Raw genomic sequence first — 14,812 nt, 5'->3', positions numbered from 1 at the left:
CTGCTCCGATTATAATTTCATCTTAATTATGCATAAAATAACCTTCACCATCATCGCTCTTTCCTGTATGTCTGTTTTTCAAACCAAAGCCCAGGAGGTCATCCCTTTGTATGCAAATGCTGTTCCGAATGCAAAGCAGGTTGCTATGGAAGAAAAAAGCGAACTGGGTAAAGATGGTATCCTGCGCATCAGCCATGTAACAGTGCCTACGCTTACTGTGTTTACGCCTCCCGCCGGTAAAGCCAACGGTACGGCGGTAATCATTTGTCCGGGTGGCGCTTACAGCATATTGGCATTCAGCCATGAAGGAATAGATGTAGCCAAACAATTCAACGAGTGGGGCGTTACGGCCTTTGTGTTAAAATACAGACTGCCAGATGATTCCATCATGGTGGATAAAACCATGGGCCCGCTGCAGGATGCACAAAGAGCTATCCAGTTTGTGAGGGAGAACCGGAAACAGTGGCATATCCAATCAAACAGGATAGGTATTGCAGGCTTCAGCGCCGGCGGGCATCTGGCTTCTACTGCCGGCACACATTTCAAACAAGCGTATATCGATAACCCGCACAAGACAAGCCTGCGACCCGATTTCATGGTGTTGGGTTATCCTGTGATCAGTTTCTCCAAAGAACTGATGCATGCAGGCAGCAGAAAAAACTTGTTGGGCGCAAAACCAACAGCAGAACAAGATAAATTCTTCAGTAACGAATTACAGGTAACTCCGCAAACACCACCCACTTTTTTAGTACACGCCAAAGATGATGCTGCAGTTCCGCCGGGCAACAGCCTGGTATTTGCGGAAGCGCTCAAAAAGAATGGCGTGGAAGCCACCACTTATTTATATGAGAAAGGCGGACATGGATTTGGTATGCATAACCACACCAGCACAGTGAAATGGATGGATCAACTGCATACCTGGATGCAACAACACCGGTGGGTGAAATGAGCCTCATCAAAATAACTTAGTAATCTGCCAATCTTTTTACGGTGAACTGGCGTAGGTTGTGCGGCTTTTAAACTTGTATACATAAATCATTTTGAATATATTATTATGGAGAACGATTTTTCGCTGAAAGGCAAAGTGGTAGTGGTTACCGGCGGTACCGGTATTTTAGGAAACGCATTTGTAAATGCCATTGTAGAAGCAGGCGGCGCAGTAGGTATCCTGGGAAGAAATGAAGCGGTTGCAAACGAAAGAGCAGATGCCATCAATGCAGCAGGCGGTAAAGCGCTGGCATTGGTAGCAGATGCTTTGAAAGAAGATCAACTGGCAGCAGCGAGGGATAAAGTGTTATCTACATTCGGAAAAATAGATGGCCTGGTGAATGCCGCCGGCGGTAATATGCCCGCAGGAGTGTTGCAACCCAACGAAGATATTTTCAAGATGAGCATGAATGGCATGAAGCAGGTGATGGACCTGAACCTTTGGGGAACACTGATCCCTACACAGGTATTCGGTGAAGCCATTGCACAAAACGGACAGGGAAGCATCGTTAATATCTCTTCCATGAATTCCAAACGCGCCATCACCAAAGTGTTGGGTTACAACATGGGTAAGGCTGCTGTAGATTGCTATACACAATGGTTTGCCGTTGAACTGGCGAATCGTTATGGCGATAAAATAAGAATGAACGCATTGGCTCCCGGCTTTTTCCTCACAGAACAAAACCGCAACCTGCTCACCACACCCGATGGCGGCTATACAGAAAGAGGCGGACTGGTGATCAAACAAACACCATTCAAAAGATTCGGACATGCCGATGAATTAAAAGGCGCCCTGGTATGGTTGCTGAGCGATGCATCGAAATTTGTAACAGGCGCCATGATCTGCGTGGATGGCGGCTTCTCTATTTTCGGCGGCGTATAAGCGAACAACCCTTCAATCAATATCGAAAACTGCATAATAAAAGTGACTGAACATAAAAATGGACTTCCGAAAATGGTGCATACCATGCGGTGGTTTGGCCCCAACGATCCGGTAAGTCTTTCCGATATACGACAGGCAGGCTGCACGGGTGTGGTAACAGCGTTGCATCATATTCCCAATGGTGAAATATGGACCATCGCTGAAATTCAAAAAAGACAGGAAGAGATAGCGGCAGCCGGACTGAGCTGGGATGTGGTGGAAAGCGTGCCGGTTCATGAAGCCATCAAAACACAAACAGGAGATTTCAACACGTATATAGAAAATTACAAGCAATGCATACGTAACCTCGCAGCTTGTGATATCAGGGTGCTCACGTATAATTTTATGCCGGTGCTCGACTGGACCCGCACCGATCTCAGTTATACGGTAGAAGACGGATCAAAAGCGCTGCGCTTTGAAAAAGCTGCATTCATTGCTTTTGATGTATTCATGCTGAAACGCGCTGGCGCAGAAAAAGATTATACAGCGGAAGAACTGCAAAGAGGCAAGCAGCGTTTCGATAACATGACCGATGAAGAGCAAAAGCTGCTGCAAAAAAATATCATTGCAGGATTGCCTGGCAGTGAAGAAAGCTTTACACTGGCTCAGTTTCAACAGGCATTGGATACTTACTGTAACATCGATGCGGCAACATTACGCTCCAACCTTATTTATTTCTTACAACAAGTGATACCTGTTGCCGAAGAAGCAGGCGTTTACATGGTCATCCACCCCGACGACCCGCCTTTTTCAATATTGGGCTTACCCCGCGTGGTTACTTCTACCAGCGACGTACAGGCATTGTTCGATGCCATTCCATCTGACCACAACGGACTTTGTTTCTGTACAGGTTCTTTTGGTGTGCGGGCAGACAATGATCTCGTTGCCATGCTCAAACAATTCGGCAACAAGATCAACTTTGTGCACCTCCGTGCTACCAAACGAAACGGATTGGGCGATTTTTATGAAGACAATCACCTCGAAGGCGATGTAGACATGTACGGTGTGGTAAAAGAAATCGTACACATCATGCGCCGCAGGAACAAAGCCATTTACATGCGTTCTGATCATGGCCACCAGATGCTCGATGACCTCAAGAAGAAAACCAATCCCGGTTATTCAGCCATCGGCCGGTTGCGCGGTATGGCAGAATTGAGGGGCCTGGAAATGGGCATCAGCAGGGGGTTACAATAATACTGGCAAAAAATTAAACTCGATATGCCAATTATTTCAAAATACACCTTAAAATGAGGTTAAAATAGTTTACTACTATGTAAACAAAGCAGGCAGGGCCGCGATTTAAAAAAACTTACTTGCACCACTAAGCTAATTGCGAAACCAAAACTGCCTGCTATGATGAAAACAACGATCATCCGGCGTCTTATTGTGTCCGGTGCAAAATACAAGACGCGGCCTTTATTACTAATTGCACTATTACTCTCTTTTAGTTGGACGCATGCACAAGCGCTCAAGATCACCGGAACCCTCAAAGATGCTAAAGGAGAACCCTTATCCGGTGCAACAGTTTCTGTTAAAGGAAAAGCCCAGTCAGCAACCGTTACCAACGCCAATGGTAAATTCACCATCAACGCCGAGGCAAAGGATGTGCTGGTATTTTCTCATGTCGGATACTCAAGTAAAGAAGAGCCCGTCAATGGAAGAACAGTTATCAACCCTTCCTTAACGGCCTCCGCATCTGACCTGGATGAAGTAGTGGTGGTGGGTTATGGCACCCAGAAGAAAAGAGATGTAACCGGCGCTATTTCTTCTATCAACTCCAAGAACATTGAAGAAAGACAACCCGTGAACCTGTTCGACGCCTTGCAAGGACAAGCGGCAGGTGTATTGGTGGTGAATGATGGCGGGGGAGCGCCTGGTGCCGAAGGTATCATTCAAATACGTGGAGCCTCTACACTCAATGGTGGCAACGGCCCGTTGTACCTGGTAGACGGTGTGATCACGCCCAACGCATCCACCATCAACCCCATGGATATTGAGAGGGTGGAAGTGTTGAAAGATGCGGCCTCTGCGGCCATTTATGGTGCGCGTGCCGCCAATGGTGTGATCATCATCACTACTAAAAAAGGAAAAGAAGGAAAGCCCAGGATCGACCTGAGCTATTCCCGCATTTTTGGAAAACTGGCGCATAAACTTCCACAAAACAATGCAGCAGAAGTTCGCGAATTCAGAAGAATACAATCCACGAATCCTACAGGCTCAACCGGTGGCAATACCGATTCATTGAACCCGGGATTCAACTCCGATAACGATTTGCAGCAATTGCTCCTGGGCAACCTGGGAGACAGGCAGCAAATCAACCTGGGTGTGAGCGGCGGACAAAAAGGACTGAATTTTTATACAGGATTGAATTATCTCGATGATAAATCGATCATCATCAACAGTTATATCAAAAGGATGCAGGTAAGAACCAATGTGGAGTACCAGGCTTCCCCCAAACTGAAATATATAGGCAATATGTCTTTCATCTGGCAAAAAGGAAATGAAATACCCATAGGCAGAACGGTGAACGTTGCGTTTGACAGGCCCGCTTATTCATTGATCTATTATCCCGACGGATCGCTTACCAGTTATGTAGGTTCCAAGCGAAACCCCGTAGCCAACGCATTGCTGGAAACAAATAAGACGGAAGTGTTCGGCATCCAATTGAGTAATTCGCTGCAATACCAATTCAATAAAGACCTCATGTTCACCACAACGTTCAATGCAATGTTGGATCAACGGCAGAACATTAGCTTCTCACCCCGCTACCTTTCGGCCAACAGGGACCAGAACAGTGGTTCAAATGATATGCAAAAGACATTCACATGGGAGTACCAGGCATTTTTCAACTATAATAAAACATTTGGCGGCGTGCACAGTCTGCAAGGCGTATTGGGCTTCGATGCAGATACCAGGCGTTTCGACCAGGCGCACTCTGAATATGCCAACGTAGTAAGCGAGGATATATTTGTAACCAATCCTTCTTATATCACCGCTTCCAAAACCAATACCAATGCCGATGTCAATGCCGGCGCAAGTTTGTTTACGCGATTGAACTACAGCTATAAAGGCCGTTACACATTGGCAGGCATCTACCGGCGTGATGGCTCTTCCAGGTTTGGCAGTGAAGCAAGATGGGGTAATTTTTATTCGGCTTCTGCAGGCTGGCGTTTCTCCGACGAACCTTTCATGAATTGGACGCGCAATGTACTTTCTGATGGCAGGTTCCGGATCGGTATCGGCCAGGTAGGGAATGACAAGATCGGTTCGAATGATTATCTCAACAAGATCATTTTTGCCGGTAACTACAACGGTGTAGGAGGCGCTTATACCACGCCCACATTCGGTAATGAACAAGTACACTGGGAAACAACCATACAGCAGAATGCCGGTGTAGACCTTACTTTCTTCCACGGCAGGTTATTGTTTACAGCAGAATACTATATCAAAACAACAAAGGATCTTTTGTATGAAAAAGCGCTGCCTGGTGAAGTAGGATTTGATAATGTGAAAGTGAACCTGGGCACACTTGAGAACAGGGGACTTGAGTTCTCGGTAAAAGGAATGCCCATTGTTGCAAAAAGCAGGAACAAAGGCGTTACCTGGGAAATAGGCGGAAACATTTCTTTTGAAAGAGGCAGGATCAAAGAACTGGGCGACGGTACTCCTTTCGTAGTGGGAAACAAATGGTACATAGAACCAGGTGGCAGGATCGGTAATTTCTTCGGATGGAGAAACCTGGGTGTATATGCCTGGAATGAATCAAATGCTTATAACGATAATTGGGATCGGTTAACGCTGGTACTCGATAAAGACGGCAAGCCTTTGTACGACAATGGGGCGCCGGTTTATCTATTCAACGGACAACGTTATACCGGGTATGTACACAGTTTATATGACCCCTCGGGCAAATTGCGCGGCGGTGATGCGATATGGCAAAACACCAATAAAGACAGTCTGATCGACGACCGCGACCGCCAGATACTGGCCAATGCACAACCCAAATTCTACCTGGGTATCCTCAACAACATTACCTACAAACAATTCATGCTCTCGTTCCTTATCAATGCTTCTTTTGGCTCCAATGTTTACAATGCATTGTTGTTCAACCAAAGCTATCCTTCCAACACAGGTGCGGGTAGTCCCGATATGGTGTATAATGTATGGAGGAAACCAGGCGATATCGCAAAATATCCTTACTACCCGGAAGCCAAGAACCGCGGTAACCAGAAAACAGATGGCAACAGCCTGTTTATCGAAGACGGATCTTTTATACGCCTGTCGAGCATGCGCCTCTCTTATACGTTTTTACCCAACGCCGTGCAGAAAATATTCATGAAAGGATTGACGGTATATGCGTATGGCACCAACCTGCTTACCTGGACCAATTACAGGGGGTATGATCCTGAGTTCAGTGCCACCAATATCCTGCAGCCAGGAAATGATACCGGAAAATATCCGAAAAGAAGAGAGTTCGGATTTGGTGTAAACGTTAACTTCTAAAACGAGAACAATGAAAAGATTGAAATATATATTGGCTGCATGCAGTATGGTTGCTGCATTCAGCAGTTGTAAAAAATTCCTTGACCTCACACCGCAGTCACAGGTGTCGCAGAGCCGGTTCTTCAAATCGAAATACGATGTCGATGCAGCGATGGCCGGCATGTACTCCGGTTTCCAGCAACAGATGATAGGAGAAGCACAGTATAAGGAAAGGGCTTTATTCTGGGGCGATTACCGCTCTGATAACTTCGACCGTTTTTTGAGCTATACCAGCATCAACACTACGGAAGTAGCCATGAATGCGCTGACAACCGATAACGATTTTTCTGACTGGTCCGGTTTATATACAGTGATCGGAAGAGCCAATACCAATATCAAGTACATCCCCGGCGCGGCACTTACAGATAGTAAGGTAACAAAGGACGTGATCAATAAAGCATTGTCTGAGTGTTATGCCATGCGTGCGATGGCTTATTTCTATATCGTAAGGGTATGGGGCGATGCACCGATCCGGACAAAACCATTGGAAGACCTGACGGACACATTGGAAAAACCCCGTGACCCGGCCAGTAAGATCATTGACCAGGTGATCCTTCCCGATCTTACGCAGGCGTATGCATTGATTACTAAAAATCAAACGCCTTCTGTGTGGACACTCGGCGAAGGTGCGATATGCGCTATCATGGCCGATGTGTATATGTGGAAGAAAGACTATGCCAACGCCATCGTATGGATCAATAACCTGTTCAAAGCGAAAGGTCCCACCGGCGCTGTTTATACCGGCACCAGCGGCGCCAACCTGCAGCCGCAAGCCAGTTGGAAAAGCATGTTTACTGCACCTAATACAAGTATAGAATCGATATGGAGCATCCACTGGGATTTTCTGAAGAACGATTGCGCATGCATGACAACATCATGGACTGCCAATAACAAGCCGATCGTTATGGATATTGGATTATACAACAGTTGGGTAATACCTCAAACTGTTGCTTCACCAGCTACTGCCGATATCAGACCCAAGCAGACCATCGATCCGTATTCTGCCAGCAGTGATGCTACAAAATCCAATCGCGACAGGTTTATCAAATGGTATGCTTCTCCGGTTAATCCTACCAAAGCATCTACCGCTGCAGAGTTGGCACTTTACTATTACAAAGAACTGCCCGTTTACCTGCCCATGTACAGGCTGGCCGATTTATACTTGTTGTATGCAGAAGCATTGAATGCAACCGGCGATCTCAATAACGCGTTGAAGTACCTGAACTATGTACACGTAAGAGCAGGACTACCAGCTTATACAGCCGGCAGTGCACCTGTAGCTAACCAGGCGGCTATGGCCGATGCAATTTTGCAGGAACGCCAATGGGAATTGGTGGGCGAAGGTAAAAGATGGTTCGACCTGGTTCGTACCGGTAATGTGGTAAAGATCATGGATCCGATATTGAGGAGAAGACAGGTTTCAGCGGGAACACCGGCGGCGGAAGCGATAGGCTTCAGCGATCCCCGGCGCATTTTGTGGCCGATCAATCGGAGCGTCTTGAATGCCAATAAAAAATTAGTTCAGAACCCAGGTTATGGAGGATAAAAAACAGCAATTATGAAAGCACTTAAAATAACAATCAACTGTTTCCTGCTGCTTGCAGTTACGACCACTTTTTTACCCGGATGTAAAAAAATGCTGGGTCTCAACTTACAGGAGAATTACGATTATAAAAAGAAGACACTCGATCCGAATATCAACATGACGGCGAAGGACTTTCTGCTGAAAAGAGCAGATGGAACACCCGATGCACCAACAGATACCGTATTCCGGTGGATGAAAAAAGGACTCGATTATTGTGGATTTGATCTTTCAGAATATGAGAGACCGGGAAGAACTTTTATCTTTCTGCACAACGACGCAGTGCGGGGGTTCAACAGTTCGGGGGTGATGGATAAGGGATTGTTCTTTGTTTTCCAGATCATTGTACCGGATGCCAATGGCAACCCGGTCATGAATCCTACTACGGGATTGCCGCAGACACGTCCTGCAACCCGTTGGGAAGATTATTCGAAAGAAACAGTCAGGAACTTTTTCAAATACCTGATCGGTCAGCAAGTGTACAATTATTACGACCTGAATGCAGAAAACAAAGCCGTGCAGTCAGCCCTCCCTGCCGGTACAGCAGCAACCAAGGAGTCCCTCTTGGGCTATTGGGATCCCAGTGTTTCTGCGTTCAATCCAAACGGCGGCAAGGGCTTTGACCAGGATGGCAAGTTTTACCTGCGTATCCAGAATAATGCCGATATTGCTCCGATTGTGTTCAACGATCGTACCAATGACCGCTCTATGGGGTATATAGCAACCAACGGTGTTGTGCATGTGTACGGGGCAGCTTTGTATCCTTCGAAATAATATATCATGATTGTTGCAGCATAGCTTTGTTGCAACAATCATTACTCAATTTCTTATACCAAACAGATCATTCTTATAAGAATGGATACGATGAAAAAAATATTGGGAGCGCTCAGCCTCCTGTGCATGTGCTCGATACAGGCACAGGTGAAGCCGGCACCTGTTAAAGTAACATCACCGCTAACGCTCTGGTATACGAAACCAGCAGGTATTTGGGAAGAAGCATTGCCACTTGGCAATGCTAAAACCGGTGCAATGGTTTTCGGTGGCGTGACTACAGAACGTTATCAACTGAATGATAACACGCTGTGGTCGGCTGCTCCCAATCCTGGTAATAATCCTAACGGACCGGTAATATTACCACAAGTAAGGGTGCAGGTAGAACAAGGCAACTACGACAGTGCACGCGCACTGTGGAGAAAAATGCAAGGTCCTTATTCTGCGCGATACCTGCCGCTGGCCGATTTGTGGGTGAAATCAGCTATGAAGGACACCATCCCCAGTTATTATTATCGCAGCCTGGATTTGCAAAATGCTACTTCACTGGTAAAATACACGGTAGGCAATATTACCTACACAAGGGAAACATTCATCAGTCATCCCGCTAAGATCATGATGGTAAGGATCACAGCCAATAAAAAAGCATCCATCAATATCCAAACAACACTGACCAGTAAATTGAAGTATCATGTCAATGCAGTGAGCGATAATTACCTTGTATTGAAAGGCAAAGCGCCCAAGTATGTAGCCAACCGCGAATACGACCCACACCAGGTAGTATACGATGAGAACGCGAATGGAGAGGGAATGAATTTTGAAGTGCATGTAAAACTGCTTGCCGTCAATGGAACGGTCAAGCAACATGCAGGTGCGCTGAATGTGCGTAATGCAGATGAAGTAGTGATCTATTTATCTGAAGCAACCAGCTTCAACGGTTTCAACAAATCACCGGGGCTCGAAGGAAAAGATCCTTCCATAGAAGCCAAAGCCAACCTGCAGCGTGCTGTACAGCAAAGCTTTCAATCGCTCCGTGCTAAACACATTGCCGATTACCAGTCGTTGTTCAACAGGGTGAAGTTAAACCTTGGTGAAAACACCGAAGCGGACAAATTGCCTACTGATGAAAGACTGAAGCGTTTTGGCAAAACACAGCACGATAATGCTTTACAGGTCTTGTATTACCAGTTTGGCCGTTACCTGATGATCGCTTCTTCCAGGCCCGGCTCAAGGCCTACCAACCTGCAAGGTATCTGGAATGATCATGTGCAGCCGCCATGGGGAAGTAACTATACCACCAATATCAACACCGAAATGAATTACTGGCCGGCAGAAAATACCAATCTTTCAGAATGCCACCAGCCATTATTTGATTTCATGAAAGAGTTGGCAGTGAACGGAGCTGTTACAGCCAAAGTGAATTACAATATCAATGAAGGATGGGTAGTGCACCACAACTCAGATATCTGGGCCAAAACATCTCCACCCGGCGGATACGACCAGGATCCCAAAGGATCACCTCGCTGGTCGGCCTGGCCCATGGCGGGAGCATGGTTCAGCACCCATTTATGGGAGCACTATTTGTTCACGGGCAACAAACAGTTTTTGCGCGAGCAGGCATATCCACTGATGAAAGGCGCTGCGCAATTCATGCTGCATTGGCTGGTGAAAGATAAACAGTCAGGCTACCTCGTTACCAATCCGTCTACCTCACCGGAAAACAGCATTAAGATCAATGGCAAGGAATACGATATGGCCATGGCATCTACCATGGATATGTCCATCATCCGCGAATTGTTTACCGCACTGATCAAAACAACTGAGGAGTTGAAAACAGATGCAGCATTTCATGATGAGCTGGTGAAAGCAAAGGCGCAATTATATCCTTATCATATCGGACAATACGGACAAATACAGGAATGGTTCAAAGATTGGGATGATCCGAAAGACAAGCACAGGCATATCTCTCACTTATTCGGACTCTATCCGGGCAGCCAGATCACAGTGAATCATACGCCAGCGTTGGCTGCTGCTGCCAAACAATCGCTTATCCATCGCGGCGATGTGAGTACCGGCTGGTCTATGGCCTGGAAGATCAACTGGTGGGCGAGGCTTCAGGATGGGGAACATGCTTACAAAATATTAAGTGCAGCATTTAATTATATCAATCCGGGAGAACCACGCGAAACCATGGGAGGAGGCGGCACTTACCCGAATCTTTTCGATGCACACCCACCTTTCCAGATCGATGGAAATTTTGGTGCAACGGCCGGCATCACTGAAATGCTCTTGCAGAGCCATGCCGGTTATATTGCTTTATTGCCTGCATTACCCAAAGCCTGGAAAGACGGTTCGGTAAGCGGCCTCAAAGCCAGGGGTAATTTCACGGTGAGCATGGAATGGAAAGAAGGTAAACTGGTGAAAGGGAAAATTCTATCAGGCATAGGCGGTAATTGCAGGATACGCACATGGCAGCCGGTGAAGATCGTAGAAGTAAAAAGTATGTCTGCAAAAGGAGAGAACAGGAACGGGCTGAATACGGTGTATGGAATGCCTCCTTTCGAAAATGTTACGCATGCAACATTGCAGGAACTGGATCGTACAGAAGGATACGTTATTGATTTCGCTACAGAGAAAGGAAAAACCTATACGATACTACCATTGTAAGTCATTGTTTGAATGCATTTATATGATGAATAAAAAAAATTGGTCCATCGCATTTTGTATGTTGGTCTGCATGGTTGCCCGCGCGCAAACCATTGCCTGGAAAGAAGTAGCGCCGGGTGTATGGAAGGGAGTGGTAGGCAAACCGGAAGCCTATGATCTCCTGAAAGCTGCCGGTGCACAACCCAATACCAATGCATTGGGTAAGATGACCAAAGCATCTTTCCCTTTCTCCAATGGCGACATTGCAGGAATGGTAACAGATGGGAAAACTGCACTTCGTTTTCCGCTTGATAAAGAAGAACAGTTGTATGGTTTCGGACTGAACTTTCAAACAGTTCACCAGCGCGGAAAAATATTGGAATTGCATGTAGATCACTACGGCGGCAAAGACAATGGCCGTACACATGCACCCACGCCTTTTTATGTTTCATCGAAAGGTTATGGTGTGTTTGTGAATGCGGCACGTTATATCAAAGTATACGCGGGAAGCGCTGTGCGGAAAGACAGCAAGCATCCGCCGGTATCAAGAGACCGCAACACAGACAAGAACTGGAGCGCCAGACCTTATTCCGATGCAGTGGAAATGCAGGTGCCTGCAGCCGGTGCGGAAGTTTATGTATTTGCAGGCCCCACACCCATGGATGCAGTGCGAAGGTTCAACCTGTTCAACGGCGGCGGAGTATTGCCGCCGCGTTGGGGGCTCGGGTTCACACAACGCGTGAAATCATTGTATACGGCAGAAGAAGTAGCAAAAGAGGCAGATGCTTTTGCAGAGAAAGGATTCCCGCTCGATTTTATCGGGCTGGAACCGGGCTGGCAAAGCAAAGCCTATCCCGGCACTTTTGCATGGGACCCTCAAAGATATCCTGCGCCTAAAACCTTTGTGCAGCAGATGCTCAGCAAGGGCATCCGGTTGAACTTGTGGATCAATCCCTATGTTGCTGCCGATGCGCCTTTTTACCAGACCATTAAACCATATACCGGTTCGCATACGGTGTGGACAGGTGAAGTGCCCGATTTCAACATGCCGCAGGCAAGGAATGCTTTTTTCGGGCAACTGAAAAAAGACCAGGTAGCTATCGGCGTCAGCGGATATAAAATTGATGAAGTGGACGGATACGATTATTATCTCTGGCCCGATGTAGCCACATTTCCTTCCGGTACGAGTGCAGAGCAGATGCGGCAGACCTTTGGTGTGTTGGCTATGCGATACAGCGCTAAAATGTTCCATCAGAAAAATCAGCGTACTTATGGATTGGTGCGCGCTTCCAACGCAGGCGCTGTTTCTTTTCCCTATGTGATCTACAACGATTATTATAACCACGAAGATTTTATCACGGCATTGATCAATAGCGGAACGGCCGGTGTATTGTGGACACCCGAGGCACGCGCTTCTAAAACGGCGGAAGAATGGTTGCGCCGTTTCCAAACGGTTGTATTCTCGCCAATGGCCATGATCAATGCATGGTCCAGCGGTACCAAGCCCTGGTCGTACGCTGAAGTGGCATCGCAGATAAAAGAATATGCATTGCTGCGCATGCGCATGATGCCTTACTGGTATTCGGTCTTTGCGCAATATCATTTTGCAGGAACGCCGCCTTTTTACGGAATGGGATTGGAATATGGGTTCAAACAGACAACGAAAAAAGAAGCAGCCAATGCCAACCTGGAAGAGAATCCTTACGCAGAAGCCACTTCAAAAGAAATCAAAGACCAGTACATGGCCGGTGAGAACCTGCTGGTGGCCCCTTTGTTCACCGGACAAAAGAGCCGGAAAGTAGTATTGCCCAAAGGACGATGGTATGATTTTTATACCGGTGTATTTGCAGGAGATGGTACTGTGATCACCGTAGAACCAGGATTGGATAAGATACCAGTGTATGTGAAAGATGGTGGCATCATACCCCTGATGCCTGCACGCATGCACGCACCTAAAGCAGGCGAGAAGGTAGACCTGGAAATACGTCATTACGGAGAAAAGCCAGGCAGCTTTTTATTGTACGATGATGATGGAGAAACTTTCAACTATGAAAAAGGCGAATATAGTTTCCGTGAGATCAAAGTAGAAGGTACAAAGGGGCAATTCAAAGGAACCATCTCAGCACCGGTGAACGGTAAGCCGAACACAGTAGGCAATATTACCTGGACCTATATGACCAAATAATATGAAAAGAACCAGCATTTGCTTGTGCATTGTTACTGTGTTGTGTTTTGCAGGCATGCCTGTTCAAAAGAAGTCAGGCTTTGAAAATCAAATAGCCGCTGTATTACGCAAACAGATTATGCAGGAAGCAGCCTGGGCCATGCAACAGGAACCGGTTACGGTAACGGCTGCTGCTTCGCCACGAAGTGCAGGAGGAAAGCACGATTTTTATTCGGAAGGCGATTACTGGTGGCCCAATCCGGTGAGTGTGGACAGTCCGTATATTCAAAAAGACGGCATAACCAACCCCGATAATTTTGTAGTCCATCGTCATGCAATGATCCGGTTCAGCAAGATCGTGGGGGCCCTCGCTTCGGCGTATAAATTAACAGGCAATAAGCGCTATGTGCAACAAGCCATGAAGCATTGTATTGCCTGGTTTGTGAATGCCGATACAAAAATGAACCCCAACCTGTTGTACGCGCAGGCGATCAAAGGACGTTTTACCGGCCGCGGCATCGGCATCATCGATACCATACAATTACTGGATGTAGTGCAGGGTTTGATGGTAATGGAACAGGCGAACGGTATGGACCAGGAAGCATTGCAATCGATCAAACAATGGTTTGAACAATACCTGCAATGGCTCACTACGCATCAATATGGCAAAGATGAAATGAATGCAGAGAACAATCATGGTACTTGCTGGGCCATGCAGGTAGCGGCTTTTGCAAAATTCACCCGCAATGAAAAGATCCTGCAGTTTTGCAGGGATCGTTACAAGCAGGTGCTGCTGCCCAACCAGATGGCGGCAGACGGCAGTTTTCCGAGGGAGATCAAAAGGACGAAACCTTATGGCTATTCCATTTTCAACATGGATGCCATGACCACCCTCTGTCAGTTGCTTTCGACCAAAGAAGATGATCTTTGGAATTACCAGACGCCGGACGGACGTTCCATCAAAAAAGGAATTGCTTATTTATATCCTTTTGTAGCGGATAAAAACAAATGGCCTTTCCGGCACGATGTGATGCATTGGGAAGCATGGCCGGTAGCGCAAACCTTTCTGTTCATGGGCGCATCTGCGTATCACCAGCAAGAATGGCTGGATACCTGGAAACGATTGAACCATGCACCTGCAGACGAAGAGATCATACGCAACCTGCCTGTGCGAAATCCATTGATCTGGATCAACTAA

The 14,812-nt window shown here is 46.8% G+C and carries 9 protein-coding genes; all 9 read left to right on the top strand.

What is annotated here, in order from left to right:
• The first annotated feature begins 28 nt into the window (after positions 1-28).
• The 9 genes from BLU98_RS02745 (at position 29) to BLU98_RS02705 (ending at position 14,812) form a co-directional block, all read left to right on the top strand.
• The gene (locus BLU98_RS02745; RefSeq protein ID WP_092721711.1) at positions 29-949 is read left to right on the top strand and encodes an alpha/beta hydrolase; all 921 of its coding nucleotides are present in this window, start codon (positions 29-31) and stop codon (positions 947-949) included.
• A gap of 105 nt (positions 950-1,054) precedes the next feature.
• On the top strand, positions 1,055-1,870 hold the full coding sequence (locus BLU98_RS02740; RefSeq protein ID WP_092721709.1) for an SDR family oxidoreductase: 816 nt from the start codon (positions 1,055-1,057) through the stop codon (positions 1,868-1,870).
• 42 nt (positions 1,871-1,912) lie between these two features.
• Positions 1,913-3,103: a mannonate dehydratase gene (gene uxuA, locus BLU98_RS02735; protein WP_307777208.1), complete on the top strand. Its 1,191-nt coding sequence runs from the start codon at positions 1,913-1,915 to the stop codon at positions 3,101-3,103.
• A gap of 159 nt (positions 3,104-3,262) precedes the next feature.
• Positions 3,263-6,412 (top strand): SusC/RagA family TonB-linked outer membrane protein, encoded by a 3,150-nt coding sequence (locus tag BLU98_RS02730; protein WP_257574664.1) that lies wholly within the window; start codon positions 3,263-3,265, stop codon positions 6,410-6,412.
• 10 nt (positions 6,413-6,422) lie between these two features.
• Positions 6,423-7,997, top strand: coding sequence for a RagB/SusD family nutrient uptake outer membrane protein (locus tag BLU98_RS02725; RefSeq protein WP_092721707.1), 1,575 nt, complete (start codon positions 6,423-6,425; stop codon positions 7,995-7,997).
• A gap of 12 nt (positions 7,998-8,009) precedes the next feature.
• On the top strand, positions 8,010-8,807 hold the full coding sequence (locus BLU98_RS02720; protein WP_092721705.1) for a hypothetical protein: 798 nt from the start codon (positions 8,010-8,012) through the stop codon (positions 8,805-8,807).
• An 81-nt stretch (positions 8,808-8,888) separates the two neighbouring features.
• Positions 8,889-11,471, top strand: a complete 2,583-nt coding sequence (locus tag BLU98_RS02715; RefSeq protein ID WP_257574663.1) for a glycoside hydrolase family 95 protein — start codon at positions 8,889-8,891, stop codon at positions 11,469-11,471.
• A 22-nt stretch (positions 11,472-11,493) separates the two neighbouring features.
• Entirely contained in the window at positions 11,494-13,635 is a 2,142-nt protein-coding gene (locus BLU98_RS02710; protein ID WP_092721962.1) for a glycoside hydrolase family 31 protein, read from the top strand.
• 1 nt (position 13,636) lies between these two features.
• Positions 13,637-14,812 (top strand): alginate lyase family protein, encoded by a 1,176-nt coding sequence (locus BLU98_RS02705; RefSeq protein ID WP_092721703.1) that lies wholly within the window; start codon positions 13,637-13,639, stop codon positions 14,810-14,812.

The organism is Hydrobacter penzbergensis, from assembly GCF_900106985.1.
Taxonomy (GTDB): Bacteria; Bacteroidota; Bacteroidia; order Chitinophagales; family Chitinophagaceae; genus Sediminibacterium; species Sediminibacterium magnilacihabitans.
The sequence above is the reverse complement of the archived record's forward strand: the minus strand, read 5'-3'. Positions and strand labels throughout refer to the sequence as shown.

Coding starts and splice junctions, on each gene's coding strand:
- BLU98_RS02745 (WP_092721711.1), top strand. CDS start 29: ATGCATAAAATAACCTTCACCATCATCGCTCTTTCCTGTATGTCTGTT.
- BLU98_RS02705 (WP_092721703.1), top strand. CDS start 13,637: ATGAAAAGAACCAGCATTTGCTTGTGCATTGTTACTGTGTTGTGTTTT.
- BLU98_RS02730 (WP_257574664.1), top strand. CDS start 3,263: ATGATGAAAACAACGATCATCCGGCGTCTTATTGTGTCCGGTGCAAAA.
- BLU98_RS02740 (WP_092721709.1), top strand. CDS start 1,055: ATGGAGAACGATTTTTCGCTGAAAGGCAAAGTGGTAGTGGTTACCGGC.
- BLU98_RS02715 (WP_257574663.1), top strand. CDS start 8,889: ATGGATACGATGAAAAAAATATTGGGAGCGCTCAGCCTCCTGTGCATG.
- BLU98_RS02725 (WP_092721707.1), top strand. CDS start 6,423: ATGAAAAGATTGAAATATATATTGGCTGCATGCAGTATGGTTGCTGCA.
- BLU98_RS02710 (WP_092721962.1), top strand. CDS start 11,494: ATGATGAATAAAAAAAATTGGTCCATCGCATTTTGTATGTTGGTCTGC.
- BLU98_RS02720 (WP_092721705.1), top strand. CDS start 8,010: ATGAAAGCACTTAAAATAACAATCAACTGTTTCCTGCTGCTTGCAGTT.